At 75.8% G+C, this 23,115-nt stretch carries 24 protein-coding genes; 14 read left to right on the top strand and 10 right to left on the bottom strand.

Features of this window, described 5'->3' with window-relative positions; all coding sequences use genetic code 11:
* The first annotated feature begins 69 nt into the window (after positions 1 to 69).
* The 4 genes from ACI8AF_RS00655 (at position 70) to ACI8AF_RS00640 (ending at position 6,340) form a co-directional block, all read left to right on the top strand.
* Positions 70 to 2,634, top strand: a complete 2,565-nt coding sequence (locus tag ACI8AF_RS00655; RefSeq protein ID WP_456537722.1) for a diguanylate cyclase domain-containing protein — start codon at positions 70 to 72, stop codon at positions 2,632 to 2,634.
* Between the two features lie 126 nt (positions 2,635 to 2,760).
* The gene (locus ACI8AF_RS00650; RefSeq protein ID WP_456537721.1) at positions 2,761 to 3,561 is read left to right on the top strand and encodes an MBL fold metallo-hydrolase; all 801 of its coding nucleotides are present in this window, start codon (positions 2,761 to 2,763) and stop codon (positions 3,559 to 3,561) included.
* Positions 3,558 to 4,202: a DedA family protein gene (locus ACI8AF_RS00645; protein WP_456537720.1), complete on the top strand. Its 645-nt coding sequence runs from the start codon at positions 3,558 to 3,560 to the stop codon at positions 4,200 to 4,202. The genes ACI8AF_RS00650 and ACI8AF_RS00645 overlap by 4 nt, the downstream gene beginning before the upstream one ends.
* On the top strand, positions 4,199 to 6,340 hold the full coding sequence (locus ACI8AF_RS00640; protein ID WP_456537719.1) for an alkaline phosphatase family protein: 2,142 nt from the start codon (positions 4,199 to 4,201) through the stop codon (positions 6,338 to 6,340). Before ACI8AF_RS00645 ends, ACI8AF_RS00640 begins: the two co-directional genes overlap by 4 nt.
* A 2-nt stretch (positions 6,341 to 6,342) precedes the next feature.
* Here the strand turns inward: ACI8AF_RS00640 and ACI8AF_RS00635 are convergent, their stop codons facing one another.
* Positions 6,343 to 7,455 (bottom strand): epoxide hydrolase family protein, encoded by a 1,113-nt coding sequence (locus ACI8AF_RS00635; RefSeq protein WP_456537718.1) that lies wholly within the window; start codon positions 7,453 to 7,455, stop codon positions 6,343 to 6,345.
* Positions 7,456 to 7,540: 85 nt separating this feature from the next.
* Here ACI8AF_RS00635 and ACI8AF_RS00630 point away from each other — a divergent pair, with 85 nt between their 5' ends.
* The 3 genes from ACI8AF_RS00630 (at position 7,541) to ACI8AF_RS00620 (ending at position 9,972) form a co-directional block, all read left to right on the top strand.
* The gene (locus ACI8AF_RS00630; protein ID WP_456537717.1) at positions 7,541 to 8,176 is read left to right on the top strand and encodes a TetR/AcrR family transcriptional regulator; all 636 of its coding nucleotides are present in this window, start codon (positions 7,541 to 7,543) and stop codon (positions 8,174 to 8,176) included.
* 79 nt (positions 8,177 to 8,255) lie between these two features.
* Complete coding sequence (locus tag ACI8AF_RS00625; protein WP_456537716.1) at positions 8,256 to 9,224, top strand: glucosyl-3-phosphoglycerate synthase; 969 nt, start codon at positions 8,256 to 8,258, stop codon at positions 9,222 to 9,224.
* Positions 9,225 to 9,333: 109 nt separating this feature from the next.
* Positions 9,334 to 9,972: a hypothetical protein gene (locus ACI8AF_RS00620; protein ID WP_456537715.1), complete on the top strand. Its 639-nt coding sequence runs from the start codon at positions 9,334 to 9,336 to the stop codon at positions 9,970 to 9,972.
* On the opposite strand, the gene ACI8AF_RS00615 is transcribed toward ACI8AF_RS00620, so the two are convergent.
* The 3 genes from ACI8AF_RS00615 to ACI8AF_RS00605 all read right to left on the bottom strand — a co-directional run bounded on the left by ACI8AF_RS00615 (position 9,969) and on the right by ACI8AF_RS00605 (position 13,534).
* Entirely contained in the window at positions 9,969 to 11,612 is a 1,644-nt protein-coding gene (locus tag ACI8AF_RS00615; RefSeq protein ID WP_456537714.1) for a protein kinase domain-containing protein, read from the bottom strand. The two genes, ACI8AF_RS00620 and ACI8AF_RS00615, sit on opposite strands and share 4 nt — an antisense overlap.
* A gap of 117 nt (positions 11,613 to 11,729) precedes the next feature.
* Positions 11,730 to 12,392 (bottom strand): HAD family hydrolase, encoded by a 663-nt coding sequence (locus ACI8AF_RS00610; RefSeq protein ID WP_456537713.1) that lies wholly within the window; start codon positions 12,390 to 12,392, stop codon positions 11,730 to 11,732.
* Between the two features lie 29 nt (positions 12,393 to 12,421).
* Positions 12,422 to 13,534: a Zn-dependent alcohol dehydrogenase gene (locus tag ACI8AF_RS00605; protein ID WP_456537712.1), complete on the bottom strand. Its 1,113-nt coding sequence runs from the start codon at positions 13,532 to 13,534 to the stop codon at positions 12,422 to 12,424.
* A 42-nt stretch (positions 13,535 to 13,576) separates the two neighbouring features.
* Here ACI8AF_RS00605 and ACI8AF_RS00600 point away from each other — a divergent pair, with 42 nt between their 5' ends.
* Positions 13,577 to 13,975, top strand: coding sequence for a DUF5946 family protein (locus tag ACI8AF_RS00600; RefSeq protein ID WP_456537711.1), 399 nt, complete (start codon positions 13,577 to 13,579; stop codon positions 13,973 to 13,975).
* A 60-nt stretch (positions 13,976 to 14,035) separates the two neighbouring features.
* Positions 14,036 to 14,755: a TetR/AcrR family transcriptional regulator gene (locus ACI8AF_RS00595; protein ID WP_456537710.1), complete on the top strand. Its 720-nt coding sequence runs from the start codon at positions 14,036 to 14,038 to the stop codon at positions 14,753 to 14,755.
* A gap of 6 nt (positions 14,756 to 14,761) precedes the next feature.
* Here ACI8AF_RS00595 and ACI8AF_RS00590 read toward each other — a convergent pair whose 3' ends face one another.
* The 5 genes from ACI8AF_RS00590 to ACI8AF_RS00570 form a co-directional block, all read right to left on the bottom strand.
* On the bottom strand, positions 14,762 to 15,358 hold the full coding sequence (locus ACI8AF_RS00590) for a TetR-like C-terminal domain-containing protein (protein WP_456537709.1): 597 nt from the start codon (positions 15,356 to 15,358) through the stop codon (positions 14,762 to 14,764).
* 127 nt (positions 15,359 to 15,485) lie between these two features.
* On the bottom strand, positions 15,486 to 15,818 hold the full coding sequence (locus tag ACI8AF_RS00585; protein WP_456537708.1) for a hypothetical protein: 333 nt from the start codon (positions 15,816 to 15,818) through the stop codon (positions 15,486 to 15,488).
* A 44-nt stretch (positions 15,819 to 15,862) separates the two neighbouring features.
* Entirely contained in the window at positions 15,863 to 16,750 is an 888-nt protein-coding gene (locus tag ACI8AF_RS00580) for a 1,4-dihydroxy-2-naphthoyl-CoA synthase (RefSeq protein WP_456537707.1), read from the bottom strand.
* Positions 16,751 to 16,784: 34 nt separating this feature from the next.
* Positions 16,785 to 17,693 carry a hypothetical protein gene (locus tag ACI8AF_RS00575; protein WP_456537706.1) on the bottom strand — a complete coding sequence of 303 codons (909 nt, stop codon included), beginning with the start codon at positions 17,691 to 17,693 and terminating at the stop codon, positions 16,785 to 16,787.
* 88 nt (positions 17,694 to 17,781) lie between these two features.
* Positions 17,782 to 18,255: an NUDIX domain-containing protein gene (locus ACI8AF_RS00570; RefSeq protein WP_456537705.1), complete on the bottom strand. Its 474-nt coding sequence runs from the start codon at positions 18,253 to 18,255 to the stop codon at positions 17,782 to 17,784.
* A 144-nt stretch (positions 18,256 to 18,399) separates the two neighbouring features.
* On the opposite strand from ACI8AF_RS00570, the gene ACI8AF_RS00565 reads away from it, so the two are divergent.
* The 3 genes from ACI8AF_RS00565 (at position 18,400) to ACI8AF_RS00555 (ending at position 20,621) form a co-directional block, all read left to right on the top strand.
* Positions 18,400 to 18,858 carry a MaoC family dehydratase gene (locus ACI8AF_RS00565; RefSeq protein ID WP_456537704.1) on the top strand — a complete coding sequence of 153 codons (459 nt, stop codon included), beginning with the start codon at positions 18,400 to 18,402 and terminating at the stop codon, positions 18,856 to 18,858.
* Positions 18,859 to 18,865: 7 nt separating this feature from the next.
* A complete protein-coding gene (locus tag ACI8AF_RS00560) occupies positions 18,866 to 19,444 on the top strand; it encodes an LOG family protein (RefSeq protein WP_456537703.1) in 579 nt (192 codons plus the stop codon).
* A 70-nt stretch (positions 19,445 to 19,514) separates the two neighbouring features.
* Positions 19,515 to 20,621: an NAD(P)/FAD-dependent oxidoreductase gene (locus tag ACI8AF_RS00555; RefSeq protein WP_456537702.1), complete on the top strand. Its 1,107-nt coding sequence runs from the start codon at positions 19,515 to 19,517 to the stop codon at positions 20,619 to 20,621.
* Here ACI8AF_RS00555 and ACI8AF_RS00550 read toward each other — a convergent pair.
* Positions 20,611 to 21,531, bottom strand: a complete 921-nt coding sequence (locus ACI8AF_RS00550; protein ID WP_456537701.1) for a trypsin-like serine protease — start codon at positions 21,529 to 21,531, stop codon at positions 20,611 to 20,613. The genes ACI8AF_RS00555 and ACI8AF_RS00550 overlap by 11 nt on opposite strands.
* A 199-nt stretch (positions 21,532 to 21,730) precedes the next feature.
* Between ACI8AF_RS00550 and ACI8AF_RS00545 the strand changes: the two genes are divergently transcribed.
* Both ACI8AF_RS00545 and ACI8AF_RS00540 read left to right on the top strand, forming a co-directional pair.
* On the top strand, positions 21,731 to 22,168 hold the full coding sequence (locus tag ACI8AF_RS00545; RefSeq protein ID WP_456537700.1) for a GNAT family N-acyltransferase: 438 nt from the start codon (positions 21,731 to 21,733) through the stop codon (positions 22,166 to 22,168).
* Positions 22,165 to 23,073: a lysophospholipid acyltransferase family protein gene (locus tag ACI8AF_RS00540; RefSeq protein ID WP_456537699.1), complete on the top strand. Its 909-nt coding sequence runs from the start codon at positions 22,165 to 22,167 to the stop codon at positions 23,071 to 23,073. Before ACI8AF_RS00545 ends, ACI8AF_RS00540 begins: the two co-directional genes overlap by 4 nt.
* Positions 23,074 to 23,115: the final 42 nt, after the last annotated feature.

The following is a 23,115-nucleotide window of genomic DNA, read 5'->3' as shown; positions in this document are numbered from 1 at the left end:
AACCCCCCTCGGGGTGAACCCGGCGCCCGACCGGTGAAGGCCCGGCCGCCCACCTCCGTTCACCTGTAGGTGAGCACCGGCAGGTCCGTGGTGGGCGTCCGCGGGGAGATCCCGCGCGTCCTGCGGTGGCTGCTGCCGTTCGCCCTGCTGGGCCTCGCCGTCGCGGTGCCGTTCAGCGCCCCCGACGGCACCGGCATGCAGTGGGACGAGCTCGTGCTCGGCACCGTCGCCGGCGTCTCGGCCTGGTCGGTCCTCCGCCGCACCCGCACGATGGCCGGCGCGGCGGCCCGGCCCTGGCAGCTCATCGGGGTGGCGTGCGCCTGCTTCTCGGTCGCCCAGTTCCTGGCCGGCTCCTTCCCCGGACCGGAGTTCGACGGGTTCGGCGTCGACGACGTCCTGGTGTTCCTCGGCGCGACCGCGCCCCTGGTGACCAGCGCGATGCTCGTCCGCCGGGTCAGCCGCACCCGCTGGACGACGCTCGCCGTCGACGGCGCGATGGCCACCGCCGCGCTGTTCGCCGTGACCGAGATGCTGCGCGAGCCGGCGGCCGCCGGCGGCGCTCCCGACGAGGTCGGCTCGCTCGTGCTCGCCTACGGCGGCTACGCCGCGGTGATGATCGGCGTCGGTTCGGCGCTGTGCACCGTCTCCACCGCCGCGCTGCGCGGCTCGGTCACCGCGATGGCGTTCACCGTCGCCTTGCAGGCGGCCGCCGCCCTGCTCGAGGCCGCGGCGATCGTCTCCCCCGCGCCGGCCTGGACCGCGCTCGCCGACCTCGCCGTCGCCTCCGCCCTGCTGGCCACGGCCCTGGCCGCGCACCGGGCCCCCGACCGCTACGGCGAGGCCAGCGCACGGGAGTCCGCCGCCCGCGTCAGCCCGGTGGGGCTGGGGCTGCTGCTGACCGCGATCGGCAGCCTGCCGGTGTCCCTGGTCGTCGGGGTCGCCGAGGGCGAGCCGCTGCGCGGGGAGGCGCAGCTCGGGCTCGCGGTCGTGTTCACCCTGCTCGTCTGCCGGCTGGTCCTGCGCGTGCGCGAGGAGACGCGCCTCAGCGAGGACCTCCTGCGCAGCGAGGAGCGGCTCGCCGAGCTCGTCGAGGCCACCTCCGACGGCGTGGTCATCGTCGACTCCGACCTGCGGCTGCTGTTCGCCTCACCCCTGGCCCGCACGCTGCTCGGGATCGGCCCGGACGACGCCGAGCCGCACCTGCTGCCCGCGCTGTTCGACGACCCGGCGACAGCCGCGGACGCCCTGACCGACACCACCACGCGCGGCCTGCACGTCAGCGTCTCCCGCGACCGGCGCCGGGAGCTGGAGGTCGACCACGCCGAGCTCGAGCCGACGCCGGGCCGGCGGGTGCTGTACCTGCGCGACGTCACCAGCCGGCGCGCCCGCGAGCGCGAGCTCGAGCGGATGGCGTTCACCGACCACCTCACGGGGCTGCCCAACCGGGCGCAGCTGTTCCAGGAGATGGCCGAGCCCGCCGACGGCCCGCGCGCCCTGCTGGTGCTCGACCTCGACGGGTTCAAGGCGGTCAACGACCTGGCCGGGCACGAGGCCGGCGACCAGCTGCTGGTCGAGACCGCGCGGCGGCTGCACACCGCCGTCCGCGGGGGCGACCTGGTGGCGCGGCTCGGCGGCGACGAGTTCGCCGTCGTCGTCGAGGGCACGCTCGAGGAGGCGACCGAGGTCGCCCAGCGGGTCGTCGACGCGCTCTCCCTGCCGCACCGCACCGGCGAGCGCTCGTTCGCCGTCGGCGCCAGCGTCGGCGTGGCCGAGCTCGGCTCCGCCGGCGGGCAGGTCGCGTTCCGCACCGCCGACGAGGCGCTGCGCGCGGCCAAGCAGGCCGGCAAGGGCTGCGTGCGGGTGGCCGGCCGGGACGCCCACCGCGGCACCCTCGACCTGGCCGCGGCGATCGAGGCCGACGAGATCGAGCTGCGGTTCGCCAGCAGCACGACCGCCGACGGGCGGATCGCCCAGGTGCACGCCGGGCCGGTCTGGGTGCACCCCGCGCACGGCCGGGTGCCGAGCCAGGACCTGTGGGCGGCCGCCGAGCGCGAGGGGCTGGTCACGCTCATGCAGCTCGAGGGGCTCAACCGGGCCTGCGCCGCCGTCGCCGCGCTCGAGGGCGTCGACCTGGTGCTCTCCCTGCCCACCGGCCAGGTGTCCGGCCCCGGCCTCGTCGTCGCGGTGACCGAGGCGCTGCGGGTCTCCGGCCTGGCCGGCTCGCGGCTGGTGCTGATGGTCACCGAGGAGACCCTGCTGACCGGGCAGGCCGACCTGCTGCCCGGGCTGGAGACGGTGCGGGGCCTGGGCGTGCGGCTCTGCATCGCCGACTACGGCATGGGGCACAGCCTGTTCGCGCTGCTCGCCCGCGTGGGCCTGGACGCGGTCCGGGTGGACGTCGCCCAGCTCGCCGGCCGCGACGACCGGGAGCGGGCGCTGCAGGTCTTCGCCGCGATCGTCCGCACCGCGGAGGCGTTCGGGCTGCAGACGGTGGCCGACGGCGTCGACACGCCGGAGCTGCGCGACGCCGTCCTCGCCGCCGGCGCCGACCTCGTGACCGGGCGGATCGCGCCCGCCGACCTCACCGCGGCCGAGGTCGCCGCCCGGCTGACCACCCCCGCCGCCGTCCGGTGACCTGGACTCCCGCTTTCGGTGCGGAAAGCGGTACCGCTTTCCGCACCGAAAGCGGAGGGGGGATCAGGGTCGCGATGGGGGGAAAACCTGATCCGGCCTGTCGGTGCGCCGCTGGATACTGGCCGGGTGAGCGACCCGGGGCTGCACTTCCTCGGCCACTCGACCGTCCGCGTCGAGCTGGCCGGGCGCACCGTGCTCACCGACCCGCTGCTCACGCCCAGCATCGGCCCGCTGCGCCGCGTCGTGCCGCTGCCCGACGAGTCGGCCTGGGCCGGCGTCGACCTCGTGCTGCTGTCCCACCTGCACGGCGACCACCTGCACCTGCCGTCGCTGCGGCTGCTCGGCGACGTGCGCATCGTCGTCCCCCGCGGCGCCGGCGCCTGGCTGCGGAGCAAGGGCTTCGCGCACGTCGAGGAGCTCGCCCCCGGCGAGACGCTCCGGGACGGCGACCTGAAGGTCACCGGCGTGCACGCCCGGCACAGCGGCCACCGCTGGGGGCCGCGGCTCGAGCACGGTCCGCAGACCCGCGCCATGGGGCACCTGATCAGCGGCGACAGGACGACGGTCTACGCCAGCGGCGACACCGACCTGTTCGACTCCATGAGCTTCCTCGGAGACCTGGGCATCGACGTCGCGCTGCTGCCGGTGTGGGGCTGGGGGCCCAACCTCGGCCACGGCCACCTCGACCCGCACCGCGCCGCCGAGGCGGTCGCCCGGCTGCGGCCGCGGATCGCGGTCCCCGTGCACTGGGGCACCCTCGCCTTCGGCGGCAGCCACCTGCTGCCCCGGCTGCGCCGCCGCATGCGCCGCGTGCTGGTCGAGCCGCCGCGCACCTTCGCCGCCCAGGTGGCACTGCGCGAGCTGGCCACCACGGTGCTCCACGTGGAACCGGGGCGGCGCGCCCCGCTCGGGCTGGCGGCGGCATGAGCGCGCTCGCGTCGAGCTGGACCGACGCCTCCTCCCTGGGCTATCCCGTGCTGTTCGGCGGCGTCCTGCTGGGCTCGATCGTGCCGGTCGTGCCCACCGGCGCGGTCGTCGGCGCGGCCGCGGCGGTGGCCACCAGCAGCGGCCACCTCTCGCTGCCGCTGGTGCTGCTGCTGGCCACGCTGGGCGCGCTCGCCGGCGACCTGGTCACCTTCGCCCTCTGCCGCTCCGGCGGGCCGGCGGCCGTGCGCTGGGTCGCCCGCGGCCAGCACCCCGAGCGGATCGAGGAGGTGCGCGGCCAGTTCCGCGCCCACGGCTGGCAGATCATCATCGTCGGCCGGCTGCTGCCCGCGGGCCGCATCCCGGTGCTCCTCGCCGCCGGCGCGCTGGCCTACCCGTGGCGCCGGCTGCTGCCCGCGGCGCTGCTCGCCGCGTTCCTGTGGGCCGTGGCGTACGCGCTGCTCGGCGTGGTCTCCGGCGGGCTGTTCGACAACCCGCTCATCGCCACGCTGATCGCCGCCCTGCTCATCCTGCTGGTCAGCGGCCTGCTCAACCTGCTGGCCGGCCGCCGGCGGCACCGCCGCGAGGAGGCGCAGCGGGCGGCGGCCGAGCAACCCTGCCCCGACGAGGCGCCGGCACCGTGAGCCGCCCCGCCTCTCCCGGCCGGCTGCTGCAGACCGGCCGCACGCTCGCCCGCGTCCTGCTCGTCTGGGCCGCCGCCACCGGCGCCCTGATCGCGCTGGACGCCGGCATGAGCAACTTCTCGATGCCGTCGTGGTGGCAGCCGCCGGTGCTCGCGCTGGTCCTCGGCGTGCTCACCGCCGTCGTCTGGCCGCTGGTGCTGCGGGTCGCGCTGCCGGTCGCCTTCTTCACCCTCGGCCTGGGCGGCTTCCTGCTGCTGGGCGCCGGGGTGCTGGCGCTCTCCTTCGCCATCCCCGGCGTCGTCATCGCGCGGCTGTCCACGGCGGTGTGGCTGACGCTGGCCATGGCCGCCGTCGCCGGCGTCATCAGCAGCGCGCTGGCCATCGACGAGGACGAGCTCTTCTTCCGCCGCGCCCGCCGCCGCGCCGCGCGGGCGGCCGGCGCCGAGCCGGCCCCGCCGGGCGTCCTCGTGCTGCAGATCGACGGGCTGGGTTACGAGACGGTGCGCCGCGCCGTCCGCGACGGGCTGATGCCGAACCTGGCGTCGTGGCTGCGGTCGGGCAGCCACGTGCTGCAGTCGTGGCACACCGACTGGAGCTCGCAGACGGTGGCCAGCGTCTGCGCGATCCTGCACGGCTCCAACCACGACATCCTGGGCTTCCGCTGGTACGAGAAGGACCGCGACCACGTCGTCGCCGCCTCGCACCCGGTCGACGCCGCGGAGGTCGAGCGCCGGCACTCCGACGGCCGCGGCCTGCTCGCCGGCGGCGGTGCCGCGCACGGCACGCTGTTCACCGGCGACGCCGACCACGTCTCGCTGACCATGAGCTCGCTGTCGCACGTCGTGCCGCGGTCGTCGCGCCGCGAGCGCCGCCGCGACCGGTACGGCGCCGGGTACTACGCGTACTTCGCCAACCCGGTGAACGCCGTCCGCACCCTGGCGGTCTCGCTGGTCGAGGTGGGGCGCGAGCTGCGGGCGGCGGCGCGGGAGCGGCGCGACGACGTCCGCCCCCGGGTGTCCCGCGGCGGCATCTACCCGCTGGCCCGCCCGGCGACGACGGTGATCACCCGCGACATCGTCGTCTCGGCGCTGATCGAGGACATGCTGGCCGGCCGGCCGGTCGCGTTCGTCGACTTCCTCGGCTACGACGAGGTGGGCCACCACACCGGCGTCGAGCGCTTCGACGCCCTCGAGGTGCTGCGCAGCATCGACCAGCAGATCGGCCGGCTGCACCGGGCCACCCAGCTGGCCCCGCGCGACTACCACCTGGTGTGCCTGTCCGACCACGGCCTGACCCAGGGCGAGGCGTTCGCCGACCGGTTCGGCGAGACGATCGAGCAGCACGTCGGCCGGCTGTGCGGCGGCGGCCGGGTGGACCAGAAGGCGATGCCCGGGCCCACCACGAGCCGCCGTACGATCGAGGGCTGGCAGGCGGTGTCCGCCCTGGCCGGGGCGGGCGGGCCGGTCGCCCGGCGGCTGCGCGAGCGCGTCGCCGGCCTGGACGGCGACGGGCACGGCGAGCACGCGGCGTCGGGCGAGGAGAAGGTGCCCCGCGTGGCGCCCGGGGTGGTCTGCGTCGTCTCCGGGCACGTGGCGATGGTGTCCTTCCCCGACATCCCGGGCCGGGTGCCGCTGGAGGAGATCGAGCGGCACTGGCCCGAGCTGCTGCCCGGCCTGGTCGACCACGACGGCGTCGGGTTCCTGCTGGTGCAGTCCGAGGAGCACGGCCCGGTGGTGCTCGGCCGGGAGGGCGTGCACCGGATCGCCACCGGCGAGGTGATCGGCGAGGACCCGCTGGCGGCCTACGGCCCGTACGCGGCCGAGCTGGTCGCGCGGACGTCGTCCTTCCCGCACTGCCCCGACGTGCTCGTCAACAGCCGGTACGACCCCGAGACCGACGAGGCGTCCCCGTTCGAGCCGCACGTCGGCTCGCACGGCGGCCTCGGCGGACCGCAGCAGACCGGGTTCCTGCTGCACCCGCGCACGTTCGCCCCGCCCGGCGAGATCGTCGGCGCCGAGCAGCTGCACCGGGTGCTGCGCGGCTGGCTCACCGACCTCGGCCACCCCGAGCCGACCGGCGAGGGCGCCGTCGTGGGCCCGGACAGCCCCGCCGGTCTGCGCGAGGCCGCCCGGGTCTGAGGTCAGCGGAGGCCGGCGAAGAACTCCCGGACGTCGCCGACGAGCACGTCGGTCGACTCGTGCGCGGCGAAGTGGCCGGGGACGTCGTAGGAGTTCCAGCGGACGATCCCGTGGTGGTCGCGCTCGGCGAAGGCGCGGATCGACCGGAAGTCGCCGGCGAACATCGCCACCGCGGTCGGCGTCGTCGTCGGACCCTCCGGGTGCTCGCTCGCGTGCGCGTCCTCCCAGTAGATCCGCATGGCCGACGCCGCCGTCCGCGTGAACCAGTGGACGGCGGTGTTGGCGACGACGAACTCGTCGTCGAGGGTGTCGCCGAGCAGCTGGGCGTACCAGCCGAGCAGCCCCACCGGCGAGTCCGCCAGCGCGAAGGCGAGCGTCTGGGGCTGCTGGCTCTGCAGGGCGTTGAACGCCAGCTTGTTCTCCGCGAACCACTGCAGGTGGGCCAGCGCCGCCTGGTCCTCCTCGCTCAGGGCGGCGAACTCCGCCGGGTCGCCGGAGGGGAAGGCGAACAGCTGGGTCACGTGCACCCCGACCACGTGCGCGGCGTCCACCCGGCCGAGCGCGGGCGAGACGTTCGACCCGACGTCGTTGCCGACGGCGCCGTAGCGGTCGTAGCCGAGCCGCCGCATGAGCTCGGCCCACGCCCGGGCGGTGCGGTACCGGTCCCACCCGGCCTCGACGGTGGGCCCCGAGAAGCCGAAGCCCGGCAGCGACGGGACCACCAGGTGGAACGCCGGCTGGGCCGGGTCGTCGGGCTCGGTGAGGGGCGCGACGACGTCCAGGTACTCCACCACCGACCCCGGCCAGCCGTGCGTGAGCACCAGCGGCAGGGCGTCGGGGCGCGAGGAGCGGACGTGCAGGAAGGCGACGTCCTGCCCGTCGATCGTGGTGACGAAGTGCCCCAGGCCGGCCAGCCGCGCCTCGAGCGCCCGCCAGTCGAACCGGTCGAGCCAGTGCTGCGCGAGCCGGCGGACGCGCTCGACGGGCACGCCGTACGCGTCACCCGAGCCGGGGATCTCGTCGGGCCACTGCGCCCGCCGCAGCCGGTCGGCGAGGTCGTCGAGGGCCGCCCGCGGGACCGTCGTGGCGTAGGGGCGGATGGTCGACTCGGGCATGACGTCCTCCAGAAGATGGAGCGGAATGCTTCGTTCCGAACTGTAGCGGAATGCTCTATTCCGGTCCAGTGCTAGCGTGGACCCCATGAGCACGGACGCGCCCCCGGCCCTGCCCGGGCGGCGGGGCGAGGCGGCGCGCAACGACCGGTCGATCCTGGCCGCGGCCCGCGAGGTGTTCCTCGCCGATCCCAAGGCCCCGATCGCCGCCGTGGCGGAGCGCGCCGGCGTGGGCATCAGCGCGCTCTACCGCCGGTACGCCGGCAAGGAGGACTTGCTGCGGCAGCTGTGCCACGACGGGCTGCGCCGCTACCTCGCCGAGGCCGAGGCAGCGCTGGCCGACCCGGACGAGCAGCACGCCCTGGCCGGCTTCCTCGCGCGGGTGGTCGAGGCCGACGTGCACTCGCTGACCGTGCAGCTCGCCGGGTCCTTCACGCCGACGGCGGAGATGGTCGACGACGCCCGCCGCGCCGAGGAGCTCAACCGGCGCATGGTGGCGCGGGCCCACGCCTCCGGGGAGCTGCGGCCGGACGCCGCCGCCACCGACCTCGCCATGGTCCTGGAGGCCTGCGCGGCGGTGCGCTTCCCCGACCCCGCCCGCACCGCGGCGCTGCGCCGCCGGTACCTGGCCGTGCTGCTGACCGGGCTGGCCGGCGGCAACCGCACGCCCCTGCCCGCCGACCCGCCGACCGAGGACGAGCTGGGCTGGCGCTGGCGCCGCTGAGACTGCGCGGCGGTGACGTTCGCGTGAACAGCGTCGCGCCGCCTGGCGGCAGAACCGCGCGGTCCCCGAGAGTGGGCCGATGCGACCCGATGCCCGCGCCTGGTTCGAGCACCGCACGTCGTCCGCCGCCTCCCTCGACGAGATCGATCCCGCCGCGCTGCTGCGGGCCAAGAGGCGCAGCGGCTCGCGCGTCAGCGTCGTCCTGCCGGCCCGCAACGAGGCCGCGACGGTGGGCGGCCTGGTCGCCGGGCTGCGCGACCTCTGGGTCCGCCGCACGCCGCTGGTCGACGAGCTGCTCGTCGTCGACTCCGACTCCACCGACGCCACCGCCGCGGTCGCCCGCGCCGCCGGCGCCGACGTCGTCGCCACCGCCGACGTCCTGCCCGCCCACGGCACCCGGCCGGGCAAGGGCGAGGCGCTGTGGAAGGCGCTGGCCGCGACCAGCGGGGACCTCGTCGTCTTCCTCGACGCCGACCTGAAGGGCGACGTGCGGCACTACGTGCCGGGCCTGCTCGCGCCGCTGCTCACCGACCCGTCGGTCGTCTACGTCAAGGGTTGCTACACCCGGCCGCTGGAGATCGCCGGGCTCGAGCAGCCGGCCGGCGGCGGCCGGGTGACCGAGCTGACGGCGCGGCCGCTGCTCAACGCGCTGTGGCCGGAGCTGGCCGGGTTCGTGCAGCCGCTCGGCGGCGAGTACGCCGGCCGCCGCTCGGCCCTGGAGCAGGTGCCGTTCGTGTCGGGCTACGGCGTCGAGGTGGGCCTGCTGGTCGACCTGCTGGCACGCCACGGGCTCTGGGCGCTGGCCCAGGTCGACCTCGGCGTCCGCCGGCACACCTCGCAGAGCCAGGAGGCGCTCGGCGGCATGGCCGGGCAGATCGTGTCCACGGTGCTGGCCCGCGCCGGGATCGAGCCGGCCGGCGGCCTGCTCACCCAGTTCCGCCACGACGGCGAGCGGTTCGTGCCGCGCAGCTCCGCCGTCGCCGTCGACGAGCGGCCGCCGATGGTCACCGTCCCCGAGTACGCCGCCGGCTGGGTGGAGATCGGCTGACGTCACGAATCGGGGTGACGTCCGCGCGTCGACCTCCGGTCCACGAGGACGACGGTCTCTACTCTCGCGCGGGGCCGCTGGGGCCCGCGGAGGGACGGGGGCGGCAGACGTGGGTCGGACGGTTCGTGCGTGGGGGACGTCGCTGCTGGCTGCAGGGCTGCTGCTGGGGACGGCGGGGTGCACCAGCTTCGCCGAGAGCAGCTCGGACGCCGAGGAGACCACCAGCGCGTCCACGACCAGCTCGAGCGCGGCCGAGACCTCGGAGAGCGAGGAGGCGACGACGTCGGCGAGCTCGACGTCCGCCAGCGACGACGGCGTGCTCGACGAGGAGGACGAGGGCCGCCGGCTGACCCTCGCCGACTTCTTCGCGGTCACCGACTTCGAGGAGCGGCGCTACGACGTGGCCGACCAGAACGACGTCCAGGGCATCGGCGCCACCGTGCAGTCCTGCGGCGGCGACGGCTACGTGCAGCAGCTCGAGCTGCGGCTGGCCAACAACTTCAGCGAGCTGACGTTCTCGGCCGCGCAGGCGAACGACAGCCGCAACTCCGACCAGGAGCTGGCCGTCGAGGTCGTCGGCAACAACGAGCAGATCGACATCCGCAGCGTGCCGTTCAACGAGGTCCAGGACTTCACCGTCGACGTCGAGGGCGTCAACGCCCTGGTGATCCGGCTGTACCTGGACGACGCCGCCGAGGACTGCGGCGGCTCGGTGATCGGTGTGATCACCGACGCGACCTTGAACTAGTCCAGCGGCAGCGCGTTCGACCGGAGGTCCCGCAGCGACGCGGTGAGCTCGTCGGCCCCGCGCACCTCGATCAGGCAGGTGGTGCCCGCCTCCCGGACCCGCAGCACGTCGTCGTGCCGGGAGAACGGTGCGCCGAGGTAGTCGTCGGCGCGGCTGGTGCAGTTGAACGGGTCGGTGCTCTGCGCCTGCTCGAAGACCACCTCGGCGGTGTGCCGCTCCGAGCACGGCAGTTCGGTGGCGCCGTCCAGGCAGCGCCGCCAGACGTCGCCGTCCCGGTCGTCGAGGACGCCCTGGTTCGGGCCGTCCAGCGTGGCGCCGGGGAGGCCGACGGTGCACGCCGCGCCCACCTGCGCCGTCTGCAGGTTGGTGCGCAGGACGTCACGGCCGGGCTCGCCGCCGAGGTAGGCCAGCAGGGCGTCGGCGGTGCAGCCGGTCGTGCTGTAGACCTCGGCGGCGTGCTCACCGTCGCAGGTGGTCGCCTGCCGGGCGGCGTCCAGGCAGTCGCCGACGGCGAACCCGTCGACGGCGGGCTCGGTGCCGCCGGTCGACGACGTGGGCCCCTGCGCGGTCGTCCCGGGGTCGCCGCCGCCGTCCCCGCCGTCCCCGGTCGCGAGGACGACGCCCACGACGATCGCGGCCACCGCGACCAGCGCCAGCAGCGCCACGGCGACCGGCCAGCGGTTCCGGCGCGGCGCGGGCGCCGGCGCGGGAACGGTCTGCGCGCGGGTGACCGGCGTCGGGAGCGGTGGGGGCGGCGGGGGCGTCCCGGCGGCGCCCACGGTGGTCGGCGACGCCGCCGACCGGGGCACCAGGGCGGCGCGCGCGGCCGCGACCAGCTCGGCGCAGGTGGCGAACCGCTCACCGGGGTCCTTGGCGAGCGCCCGCGCGACGACCTCGGCGAGGGCCGGCGGCAGGTCGGGGCGTACCTGGCGCACATCGGGCACCGGGCCCACGAGCACCGACGCCAGCAGCGGCGTCATGTCCTCGACCGGGAAGGCCCGGCGGCCGGTGAGCAGCTCGAACAGCACCGTGCCGAGCGAGTAGACGTCGGCCCGCCCGTCGGCCGGCCAGCCGTTGATCTGCTCGGGCGAGGCGTAGGCCACCGTGGCCGGCACCTGCCCGTCGCGGGTCAGCGGCGCCACCGCGGTGACGTCCTTCGCGATGCCGAAGTCGGTGAGCACCGCCTCCTCGGTGCCGTCGCCGAGCGGCTTGAGCAGGATGTTGGCGGGCTTGACGTCGCGGTGCAGCAGGCCGCGGGCGTGCGCGTGGTCCAGCGCCCGGCCCACCGCCGCGACGACCTCGACCGCCTGGGCCGGCGGCAAGGGACCGCGCTGGTGCAGCGCGGTGTGCAGGTCGGGGCCGGCCACGTAGCGCATGACGATGTAGAGCAGATCGCCGTCCTGGCCCCGGTCGAGGACGTCGACGACGTTGGGGTGCTCCAGGGCGCAGAGCAGGTCGGCCTCCCGCTCGAACCGCTCGCGGAACTCGGGGTGCGAGCCGAACGCCGGGTGGAGCACCTTGAGCGCCACCTGGCGCGGCAGCGTCGGGTGCCGCGCGAGGTACACCGCCCCCATGCCGCCCTGCCCGAGGGTGCGCTCGATGCGGTAGCCGCCGACGGTCGAGCCGGTCCCGATCTCCACGCCACCCCCGCGATGCCGACGCCGCCCTCGCGGCCGCGCGTCAGTATGCGGTCCGGTGCGGCGACCTCCGTGCTTTGCCGCGACGAAGCACGGGTGCTTCGTCGCGATCGAGCACCGTTACGCGAGGGGGGTGTCGTCGAGAGCGGCCACCAGGTCGGCGGGCGTGTCGAAGATCGCCACCGCGCCGGCCTCCCGCAGCTCCTCGTCGCCGAACCCGCCGGATCGCACGACCAGCGCCGGCATCCCGGCGTTCTTCGCGGCCTCGACGTCCCACACCGAGTCGCCGACCAGCACGCTGTCGGCGTCCTCGGGCTCGCCGAGCTTGCGCAGCGCGGTCCGCAGCAGGTCCGGCGCCGGCTTGGTCTCCTCGACGTCCTCGCTGGTGGTCCAGTCCTCGGCGAGGTCTCGGGCGTCGAGCAGGTCGAGGTAGCGCTCGACGTGGTGGGGCTTGCCCGAGCTGGCCAGCACGACCCGGTGGCCGCGCTCCCGCAGCGCCACGAGCAGGTCCCGGGCGCCGGGCAGGACGGCGATCTCCTCCATGAGCGGGTCGGCCTGCTGGACCCAGCGCTCGCGGGCCTCGTCGCCGATCCGCTCCTCCACCTCGTCACCGCCGATCGCCGCGACCAGCTGGTCACCGCCCATGCCGATCAGCCGGTGGATGCGCCAGATCGGGAAGGTCTCGCCCAGCGAGCGGAACGCCCGGTACCAGGCGAGCGCGTGCTGGTAGTTGGTGTCGACGAGGGTGCCGTCGACATCGAGGACGGCGATGGCCTGGGTCACCGGGGGGCTGTAGCCCGAAAAGGCACCCGTCACGCGTGGACGAGCAGGCCGCGGACGGTCTCCCCCGCCGCCTGCGCCCGGTAGCCCTCGTTCAGCTCCTCCAGCGGGTAGCGGGCGGTGATCAGCCGGTCGAGCTCGAGCCGGCCCTCCTCGTGCAGCCGCTGCAGCATCGGGATGTCGCGGAACGGGTTGCACGAGCCGAACAGCGACCCCTGCACCCGGTGCTCGAACACCGTGGTCACCTGGCCGCGCAGCTGGACGTCGCCGTCGTGCGGGCGGTCGCCGAGCGCGGTGAGCACCAGCGTGCCGCCCTTGCCCAGGCAGGCGGTCGCCGCGGCCATCGCCTCGGGGCCCATCTTGCCGACGGTCACGACGACGACGTCGGCGCCGGTGCCGCGGGACAGCTCGCGGGCGAGCCGGGCGGCCTCGCCGGCGTCGGCCGTGGTGTGCGTGGCGCCCAGCGAGGCGGCGAGCTCGCGCTTCATCGCCACCGGGTCGACACCGACGATCCGCGCCGCACCCGCGTGCCGGGCGCCCTGGACGGCGTTGGCGCCCACCCCGCCGAGCCCCATCACGACGACGGTGTCGCCCGGCCGCACCCCGCCGGAGTACACCGCCGACCCCCAGCCGGTGGGCACGCTGCACGCGAGCAGCGCCGCGGTGTCCAGCGGCACGTGCGGGTCGAGGCGCACGCAGGAGAACTCGCTCAGCAGCGTGTGCCGGGCGAAGGCACCGACCATGCAGAAGCCGCCGAGCGGCTCGCCGTCGAGGGTGAACGGCCACCGGCCGCTGGGCAGCTGCCCGGTCGCGATCGTCGCGCCCTTGTCGCAGAGGTTGGACCGTCCGGCCGCGCAGTACCGGCAGTGCCCGCAGGCGGGCAGGAAGCTGGTGACGACGTGGTCGCCCGGCTGCACGCCGGTCACGCCGTGGCCCACGGCCAGGACGACGCCGGAGCCCTCGTGCCCGCCGACGATCGGGTACCGCCCGCCGGGGTTGCTGTGCCGCAGGTGCTCGTCGGAGTGGCAGAGCCCGGCGAAGGCCATCTCGACCAGCACCTCGCCCGGGCCGGGGTCGGCGACCTCCAGCTCCACCAGCTCGTACTCGGTCTCCGGCGCCCGCAGCACCGCGGCAGTCGTCCTCACCCCGCCATCCTGACCGGGCCGGGATGAGGCACGATCGGCCGGGTGACCGCTGCATCCCCGCCGGTAGTCGTCTGCCCCGGTTGCGGATCGGTCCTGGCGCCGCTCGCCGGCGAGGGCCCGGCCGCGGCCTGCGCGCGACTGTTCGCCGAGACTCTGGATGGGCTGCGCGAGGACGCCGCCGACCCGGCGGCCGCGGCGGCGCTGGAGCTCGGCGACGACGCCTACGCCGCCCAGCACGCCGGGCCGGGGCAGCGGCCGGCCGCCGCGCGGCTGGCCGAGCGGTTCGCCGCGGGTGACCTCCCCGACAGCGCACCGGTGGTGTGGCGGACGACGGTCGCCGACGTCGCGGCCGATCTCGACGTCGTCGACCTGTCCGTGCTGGTCGAGGCGTGGGCGCGCGCCGTGGCGGAGGACTGGGCCGCGCCGCGCACGGAGAACTGAGACGCGCCAGTTCCCCTCGGGAACCGGCGACCGATACTTTGCGTCGCTAAGCTCTGCACCGTGGGTGAGCTCCAGGACCGTCGTGCACGCAAGAAGGCACGGACCCGCGCCGAGATCCGCACCGCCGCGCACCGGCTGTTCGCGGCGCGCGGGTTCGAGGCCGTGACCATCGCCGACATCGCCGCCGAGGCCGACGTCGCCGTCCAGACGGTCTTCAACCACTTCGCGACCAAGGAAGACCTGTTCTTCGACGAGCGGACGCCGTGGGTCGAGGGCGCCGCCGCCGCGGTCCGCGACCGCGCCGCCGGCGTGCCGCCGCTGCGCGCCCTGCGCGAGTACCTGGTGCAGATGGTGGCGGCGCTGGCCGGCGCCCACGGCACCGACGAGCGCCGCGGCTACGTCGCGACGATCGAGGCCTCCCCCGCGCTGCGCACCCGCGAGCTGCAGCTCGTGCACGACGCCGAGCGCCGGCTCACCGCGGCGCTGGCCGAGGCGTGGTCGGCGGACCCGGGGGCCGACGCCGTCCCGGTGCCCGGCGACCCGGCCACGGCCGCGGCGATCACCGCTGCGACCTGGCTGTCCGTGGCCCGCGTGCTGCTGCTCAGCCAGCGCCCGGCCCTGGGCGATGCGACCGCCGCCGCGCAGTCGGCCGCCGAGATCGAGGCGCTGACCGAGCGCCTCCTCGGGCAGCTCGAGCAGGGGCCGGCCCCGGTGCACGCGGTCGCCGCCGCGCCCGCGACGGTCACCGGCTGGCCGGGCGACGTGCGCCGCGCCGGCTGAACCGGGTCAGACGGTCGCGGTCTCGGCCGACGGCGTCGCGATCGGCAGCAGGACGTCGTCGATGATGCGGTCGACGTCGTCGCGGGTCATCGCACCGTCGCCCGCCGCGGTGTAGCGCTGCCACCAGAATGCCTCGAGCACCGACCCGAGCAGGGCCAGCCGCCGGTCGTCGATCGGCTCGCCGCGGGCCGAAGCCCGGGCGCCGAGCTCGTCGACCGCGGCGGCCAGCGGGCGCACCAGCGCGGCGTCCAGCCCGGCGCGCAGGTCCTCGTCGTGCCGGGCGGCGCCGACCAGGCTGGCGGCGGCGCGCTCCTCCCGGCTCAGCGGCGACGACCAGCGGGTGACCAGGGCGGCGAGGTCGCCGCGGACCGATCCGGCGTCCTCGGGGAGGTCGACCAGGGTGAAGCGACCGACGGCGTGCCGGGCGAGGGCGGCCATGGTCGGCCACCGGCGGTAGATGCCCGCCTTCCCCGCACGAGCGCGGGCCGCGATGCGGTCACTGTTGAGCCGTCCCCAGCCCTCCTCGGCCAGGATGTCGACGGCCACCGCCACCAGTTGCTCGGACAGCTCCGCGCTCAGGGGACGTCCCGGGGTGCCGCTCACGGTCTGTTTCCGTGACAGCGTCCAATACGCACCTGGCCATCCTGGCCCTCAGGGTGTAGTGACCACAACGTCCGACTGCCCGGGTCGCCCATCCGTGCAGAACCGGAACCGGGGCGTCCGGGGGCGTTCAGCCGCTCGCTGCGCTCTCGACGTGCACCTGGAGGCTGTCCCCGTCGGCGCTGAGCCAGCCCTTGTCGCGGGCGGTGGCGAGCATCCCGTCCCAGCGCTCGGAGAAGTCGCCGCCCCCGCTCTGCGACTCGGCCGCGACCCGCAGCGCACCGACGTCGATGTGACCGACGTCACCACCCTCCAGCCGGCCGAGACCGGCCTCGCGCAGGGCCGCGTCGGCCTCCTCGTCGGTGACCGCGCCCAGCGCCAGGTGCAGCGTGGCGAGGTCGTCGACGTCGACCACCTTCACCTGGGGCCGCTCCTCGGTGCCGCCCACCACTTCGACGATCACAGCAGACCTCCTCGTCGTCGGGGACTTAGCCCGAAAAAGCTCCCTCACACGTGCCAGGGGAACCGGCTGAAGTCGGGGTCGCGCTTCTCCAGGAACGCGTCGCGGCCCTCCACCGCCTCCTCGGCCATGTAGGCCAACCGGGTCGTCTCGCCGGCGAAGAGCTGCTGCCCGACCAGCCCGTCGTCGATCAGGTTGAAGGAGTACTTGAGCATCCGCTGGGCGGTGGGGCTCTTGGCGACGATCCGCCGGCCCCAGTCCAGGGCGGTGCGCTCGAGCTCGGCGTGCGGCACGACCCGGTTGACCATCCCCATGCGGTGCGCGTCCTCGGCGGTGTACTCGTCACCGAGGAAGAAGATCTCGCGGGCGAACTTCTGCCCCACCTGCCGGGCGAGGTAGGCCGAGCCGAAGCCGCCGTCGAAGCTGCCGACGTCGGCGTCGGTCTGCTTGAACCGCGCGTGCTCGGCGCTGGCCAGCGTCAGGTCGCTGACCACGTGCAGGCTGTGCCCGCCGCCGGCCGCCCAGCCCGGGACGACGCAGATGACCACCTTCGGCATGAACCGGATCAGCCGCTGGGCCTCGAGCACGTGCAGCCGGCCGCTGGACCCGGCCGAGTGCTCGTAGCCGTACCTGCCGCGCACCCGCTGGTCGCCGCCCGAGCAGAAGGCCCAGCCGCCGTCCCGGGTGCTGGGCCCGTTGCCCGTGAGGATCACGCACCCGACGTCGGTGGAGAGCCGCGCGTGGTCGAGCGCGGTGATCAGCTCGTCGACCGTCTGCGGCCGGAAGGCGTTGCGGACGTCGGGCCGGTCGAAGGCGATCCGGACGACGCCGGCGTCGACCGCCCGGTGGTAGGTGAGGTCGGCGAAGTCGAAGCCGTCGACGGGCCGCCACGCGGAGCTGTCGAAGATCTCGGAGACGTCGTCGCGGGCGGTCATGCCCCGAACCTAGTGCGGGGTGCGGCGGGGCTCCTCAGGGGACGAGACCGCCCACGGCGCCCCCGAGCGCGCCGGTCGTGTCGGTGACGGTGCCGCCGAGCGAGCCCGTCGTCTCCTGGACCGGGGTGCTCAGCGCGCCCACCGGGCCACCGGCGCCGCCGAGCACGCCGCCCACGGCATCCCCGGCGTCCTCGGTCACGCCGCCGACGGCGCCACCGACGCCGCCCACCACACCGCCGACGTCGTCCACCACGTCGCCGACCGTGTCGCAGAGGCAGCCGCCGTCGCCGCCCGAACCGCCACCGGTCCCGCCACCACCGGTCCCGCCACCGCCGGTACCGCCCCCACCGGTCCCGCCGCCGGTCGAGCCGCCGGCGCCGCCACCGGTCGAGCCACCACCGGTGCCCCCGCCGGTCGAACCACCGTCCGTGGAGCCGCCGGTCGAGCCACCCGTCGAACCGCCGCCGGTGGAGCCACCGGTCGAGCCGCCCGTCGAACCGCCGGTCGCGCCACCCGTCGTCGTCCCCTCGGAGCCGGCCGCCTGGCCGCCCGCCACGGTGCCGGAGGTCCCGCCACCGGCGGTCCCCGTGGTGCCGCCGCTGCCCGCCCCCGTCCCGCCGCCGGCCACGAGGCCGTCGCCGCCCCCGCTCCCGCCGGCCGAGCCCCCCGGCACCGGCGAGCTCGACGACTCGGTGACCATGCCGGGCACCTCGCCCGGTCCCGACGTGCCGCCGGTGCCCCCACCGGTGCTCCCGCCGCCCCGCGCCCCGCCGTCCTCCTCGGGGCCGGGACCGCCGCCGATCCCGTCGAGCCCGGGGACGGGGGTGCCGGAGAACAGCAGCGCGAGGGGCGCGGCGACCAGGAGGAAGCCGCAGGTGAAGGAGATCAGGAGGAAGGCACGGGCCCTGCCTCGGCCCGGAGCGCGGTGACGAGGGCGGGACACGGACCGGGCTCCTTCGGTCGGGTGGCGCGGGAGAACGGCCCGCTCTTCCCCCGTCGCTGGGGGTGACAAACGCCGAGCCCTCGTCAGCTCACGAACCGGCGCGCAGCAGGCCCTCCAGGCGCGGGAGCGACGCGGCCAGGCCCGGGTGCAGCGGCACCTCGGCCAGCCGGCTCAGCGCGATCCACGCGACGCCGTTGCTCTCGCCGTCCAGCCGGAGATCGGCAGGCTCCAGCGACCGGGCCGGCCGGGCGAGCACGGTGGTGTAGGCCCAGCCGCCGTGGTCGTCGACCGAGGACGGCCCGAGCACGACGTCGTCCGGGAGCAGGCCCAGCTCCTCGCGGGCCTCGCGCAGCGCCCCGGCGTGCGCGCTCTCCCCGGCGTGCAGCGCGCCGCCCGGAGTCCCCCACGTGTCGCCGTGGTGCGACCAGGTGGCCCGGTGCTGGAGCAGGATCTCCCGGCCGTCGGCCCCCTCCCGGTGCAGGAACAGCCCGGCGGCGCCGGCGCGGCCCCAGTGCCGGTGCCCGCGCGCGCAGGTCGTCCAGCCGTCGGTGGAGGTGAACACGTCGCCAGTGAACCCGCTCCGGCCCACCAGGTGTTCCCGCGGTTCTAGTGCTCTGCCCACCATCGCGGGCAGAGCACCAGGACCGGCAGGAGGAGATGGTCGCCCGCCGGGAGGACTCGCGAGGCGGCTGGCAGGATCGGGCACATGACCACGACGACGACCATGGCGGAGCTGCCCGGCCTCGTGGGCCAGGAGCTGGGGACGAGCGACTGGTACGAGGTGACGCAGGAGGCGGTGAACCAGTTCGCCGACGCCACCGGTGACCACCAGTGGATCCACGTCGACGTCGAGCGCGCGAAGGAGGAGAGCCCCTTCGGCGGCCCCATCGCGCACGGCTTCATGACCCTCTCGCTGCTGGTGCCCCTGGCATCGGGCACCTACAAGATCACCGACGCGAAGATGGGCGTGAACTACGGCCTGAACAAGGTGCGCTTCCCGGCGCCGGTGCCGGTCGGCTCCAAGGTCCGCGCGCGGGTCGTGCTCAAGGAGTGCGAGGAGGTCGCCGGCGGCCTGCAGAACACCTTCGCCGTCACCGTCGAGCGCGAGGGCGGCGACAAGCCGGTCTGCATCGCCGAGTGGGTGACCCGGGCCTACGGGGGCTGAGCCGGGCGTGCGCGTCGCCGTCTTCACCGGTTCGCAGTCCGGACCGGAGTCCCACCGCGCCGCCGCCGCGGCCTTCGCCGCCGACCTGGCCCGCGCCGGCGTCGGCGTGGTCTACGGCGGAGGGCATGTCGGCCTGATGGGGGTCGTCGCCGACGCCGCGCTGGCGGCCGGCGGCGAGGTGGTCGGTGTCATCCCGCAGCACCTGGTCGACGACGAGCTGGCCCACCCCGGCCTGCCGCAGCTCGAGGTGGTCGCCTCGATGCACGAGCGCAAGGCGCGGATGGCCGAGCTCGCCGACGTCTTCGTCGCGCTGCCCGGCGCCGCCGGCACGCTCGAGGAGCTGTTCGAGGCCTGGACCTGGGGCATGCTCGGCCTGCACGCCAAGCCGACCGCCCTGCTCGACGTCGACGGCTTCTGGCAGCCGCTGCTCGCCCAGCTGCGCCGCATGGTCGACGACGGCTACCTCGACGACCGCCGGCTCGACGCGCTCGGCGTCGTCGGCTCGGCCGACGAGCTGCTCGCGTTCGTCGACGGGTACGAGCACCCCGCCCGCAAGTGGACGTCGCAGCCCCCACCCGCCGCCTGAGACCGCTCTCCCCGCCGCAAGCGGTACCGCTCTCGGCGCGGAGAGCGGAAGGGATCTAGCGTCGCTCCCCGTGGAGCGCTGGGACGTCGTCGTCGTGGGCGCCGGCCCGGCGGGGACGGCGGCCGCGCTCGCCGCCGTCCGCGCGGGCGCCACGGTCCTCCTGCTCGACCGCGCCGACTTCCCCCGCGACAAGGTGTGCGGCGACGCCGTCGCGCCCGAGGCGTTCGACGTGCTGGCCTCCCTCGGAGTCGACGTCCGCGCGCTGGCCGCCGGCTTCCCGCCGGTGCCGCGGCTGGCGCTGCGCTCCCCCGGCGGCGCGGTCGTCGAGCGGGCCACCGCCCGGCCGGCGCACGTCGTCCCCCGCGAGGTGCTCGACACGCGACTGCTGGCCGCCGCCGTCGCCGCCGGGGCGGAGTTCCGCCGGCACCAGGTGCGCCGGGTGGACGGCGTCGTGCTGGACGGGCGGATCGAGGCGGGGGTGCTGATCGCAGCGGACGGCGCGGAGTCCGTCGTCCGCCGGTCGTTGGGCATCCCGACGCACGCGCCGGCGCACCTCGCCGTGGCCATCCGCGGGTACGCGCCGGCGACGGACGACGGTGCGCTCGCGCTGGTGACGACGGAGCAGCGCTGGCCGGCCTACGCGTGGTCGTTCCCGCTCGGGGACGGGCGGGCCAACGTCGGCTACGGCGAGCTGGTCGCCGGCGGCGCCACCCGCGCGGCGCTGGTCGAGGGGCTGCACCGGCTGCTGCCCGGCGTCGAGCCGGGGCCGCTGCGGGCCCACCGGCTGCCGCTGTCCACCGGGCGCTCGCGCCAGCCCGACGGCCGCGTGCTGCTCGCCGGCGACGCGGCGGGGCTGGTGAACCCGCTGACCGGCGAGGGGATCTTCTACGCCGTCCTCTCGGGGGCGCTGGCCGGGCAGGCCGCCGTCCACGGCGCGGACGCCGGTCGCCGGCTGCGCGTGGCGGTGCGCCGGCGGCTGGGCGGCCACTTCCGCTCCTCGACGGCCGCCTCGCAGCTGTCGCGCTGGCCGCGGCTGATGGACGCCGCCTTCCGGGCCGCCGCGGAGGACCAGCGGGTGTTCGACGACGTCGTCGACCTCGGCCTCGCCGACGGGCGGCTGACCGCGAGGACGCTCGCGGCCGCCGCCCGCCGGCTGTGGTGGGGGATCAGGGAGTGATGCCGGGAACGCCCTGCTCCGCCAGGAACCCGAGGTCGTCCGCCTGGTCGATCCGGTAGCCGCCGCTGGTGCCGGCGCAGTTGGAGTTCGTCCCGTAGGAGACGACCGCCACGATGGCGAGGTCCGCCGAGAGGTACGGCCCACCGGAGTCGCCGAAGCAGGTGCCGCCGGTGTTCCGGTTGCTCGAGAACTTCGCCGACGTGCCGCCGCCGTTGCCTCCCACGCCGTTGAGGTTCACCAGCCGCAGGTCGGCCTTGCGCCGGGTGTCACCACCGAACGAGCTCTTGGGGCCGGAGCCCTCCAGCCCGTAGCCCACGGCCTCGTACGTCTGCTGCCGGTTCCCCGTGTGGAGACGGTCCAGCTCCCCGGGACCGGCGACCCGCGGGTACGCGGGAAGCGCGACCTCAGCGTTGTCCAGCTGCAGGACACCGAGGTCGTGCACGTAGAAGGCCGCGTCGTCGTACTCGGGGTGCGGGTAGGCGGTCGCCTCGATCCACTGGGGCGAGGCGTCCAGGGCCGCGGCGAAGGCCTCGTAGCGCTCCTGGTTGCGGTCGGGCGCGAAGCCGGCGCTGCTCGGCAGGATGGAGTAGTCGGGCGCCTCCGCGAAGCTGATCCAGACGTCGGTGCCGCCCGAGCCGTCGAGGTTGATCTCGCCGTCCTCACCGATGCCGTAGGTGCAGTGCCCGGCGGTCACCACGGTGTTCTCGTCGACCAGCGTGCCGGTGCAGTTGAACCAGCCGCCCGGCTGATCGAACCGCGGGTCGACCGCGGTCGGGTCGTAGAACAGCAACTGCCCGACGTAGGGGTGCTCCCCCTCGTCCGGCACCCCGTTGACGATGGCCTGGGCGTTCTGCGTGACCGCCAGCAGACCGGCGACGGCGACGAGCACCGTCAGGATCCGTACCCGCATCTGTTCCCCCTCCGGGATGGTTAGCCAGAGGAACGGATACTGCCGGTTCCACAACCTGAGGGGAACCATCCGTCACGAACTATCTACGGAGAGTGTTTGGACGGCGTGGCGCGGGTATGCGGGGCTGTTCGGCCACCGGACGCGACGGTTACGGTCGCCCGTCACCGTGCGGACACCTCGCGTCACGACCCTGGCGGCCGTGACCACGGTCCTCCCGGCTCGCACCGGAACCCGTTACCGCACCGACCTCTCCCGCCACGCCGCGCTGCGCCCGACCACCGCCGAGGCCGGCCGCAGCTGCGTCGGCCCGGCGCACCGCACCGGCGCCGTGATCGACCAGCTCTGGGCGGGGATCGCCCGCTACGTCCTCGAGCGCGGCCTCACCCACCTGGCCGGCTCCACCTCGGTGCGGCTGGCCGACGGCGGGACTACGGCGGCGGCGGTCTGGGGCGTCGTCCGCACCCGGCACCTGGCGCCGGCCGCGCTGCGGGTGGTGCCGCACCTGTCGCTCGGCGCGCGGGTGTGCGGCCAGCCGGCGCACGACCCGCTGTTCGGCACCGCCGACTTCTACACGCTGCTGTCCGTCACCGACGTCGCGCCACGGGTGCTGCGCCGGCTGACCGAGGCGGCCGCATGAGCGCCTGGCTGCCGGTCAACGACTGCCGGGCCGCCTGCGCCGACGACCCCGTGCCGCAGGTCGACGCGGCCACCCGGCGCCGGCGGACGCGGCGGCTGGCCGGCGCGGTGCTGGCCGGCGCCGGCCGCACCGGTCTTCGACCGACCCGCCGGGCGCTGGTGTGCGCCGCGGCCGGGGTGCTGACCGCGCTCGGCGTGCGGGTCGAGGTGCACTCCCCCGCCGTCGCCTGGCCGCGCCCGGGCACGGGGCGGCTGGTCGTCAGCAACCACGTCGGCTGGCTCGACGACCTGGCCCTGCAGACCGTCGTCCCCGGTGCGCCGGTGTCCAAGTCGGAGGTCGCCGGCTGGCCGGTGGTCGGCCGGGTGCTGGCCCGCTCCGGCGGCGTCTTCCTCGACCGCGGTCGGCTCCGCTCGCTGCCCGGCTCCGTGCGCGAGGTCGCCGACCGGCTGCGCGCCGGGGCGACCGTGCTCGTCCACCCGGAGGGGACGACGGGCTGCGGCGTGCAGCTGGGCCGGTTCCGGCCGGCGCTGTTCCAGGCCGCGGTCGACAGCGGCGCGGCGGTGTGCCCGGTGGCGATCCGCTACCGCACCGAGCCCGGCGGCGACCCGACCGCCGTCGCCGGCTACCTCGCCGACGACCCGCTGTGGCGCAGCATCCGGCGGGTCGTGGCCACCCGCGGGCTGGTGCTCGAGGTGCACCTGCTGCCGGCGCTGGCGCCCGCGGCGGCCGACCGGCGGACCCTGGCCGCGCTCGCCGAGTACGCCGTCGCCGCGGTGACCGAGACGCGCCCGCCCGTGGTGGCGGCTCACCCGCGCCCGGCGCGCGTGCCGGACGTTCTCCCGGCGGCCCCGCCGCGTTCACCTCGCCGTCCTGGGGTGCTCCGGCGCCGCCGCGCCGTCGGGTGAGGTGACGCTGCCGGAAGAGGAGCAGCTGCCGGACGATGACCA

The sequence above is a fragment of the Blastococcus sp. SYSU D00669 genome (assembly GCF_054050715.1).
The sequence above is the reverse complement of the archived record's forward strand: the minus strand, read 5'-3'. Positions and strand labels throughout refer to the sequence as shown.

Excerpts from the sequence above, each read along its gene's own strand:
- ACI8AF_RS00645 (WP_456537720.1), top strand. The coding sequence starts at position 3,558 with ATGAGCGCGCTCGCGTCGAGCTGGACCGACGCCTCCTCCCTGGGCTAT.
- ACI8AF_RS00635 (WP_456537718.1), bottom strand. The coding sequence starts at position 7,455 with ATGCCCGAGTCGACCATCCGCCCCTACGCCACGACGGTCCCGCGGGCG.
- ACI8AF_RS00630 (WP_456537717.1), top strand. The coding sequence starts at position 7,541 with ATGAGCACGGACGCGCCCCCGGCCCTGCCCGGGCGGCGGGGCGAGGCG.
- ACI8AF_RS00625 (WP_456537716.1), top strand. The coding sequence starts at position 8,256 with ATGCGACCCGATGCCCGCGCCTGGTTCGAGCACCGCACGTCGTCCGCC.
- ACI8AF_RS00580 (WP_456537707.1), bottom strand. The coding sequence starts at position 16,750 with ATGACCGCCCGCGACGACGTCTCCGAGATCTTCGACAGCTCCGCGTGG.
- ACI8AF_RS00565 (WP_456537704.1), top strand. The coding sequence starts at position 18,400 with ATGACCACGACGACGACCATGGCGGAGCTGCCCGGCCTCGTGGGCCAG.
- ACI8AF_RS00550 (WP_456537701.1), bottom strand. The coding sequence starts at position 21,531 with ATGCGGGTACGGATCCTGACGGTGCTCGTCGCCGTCGCCGGTCTGCTG.
- ACI8AF_RS00540 (WP_456537699.1), top strand. The coding sequence starts at position 22,165 with ATGAGCGCCTGGCTGCCGGTCAACGACTGCCGGGCCGCCTGCGCCGAC.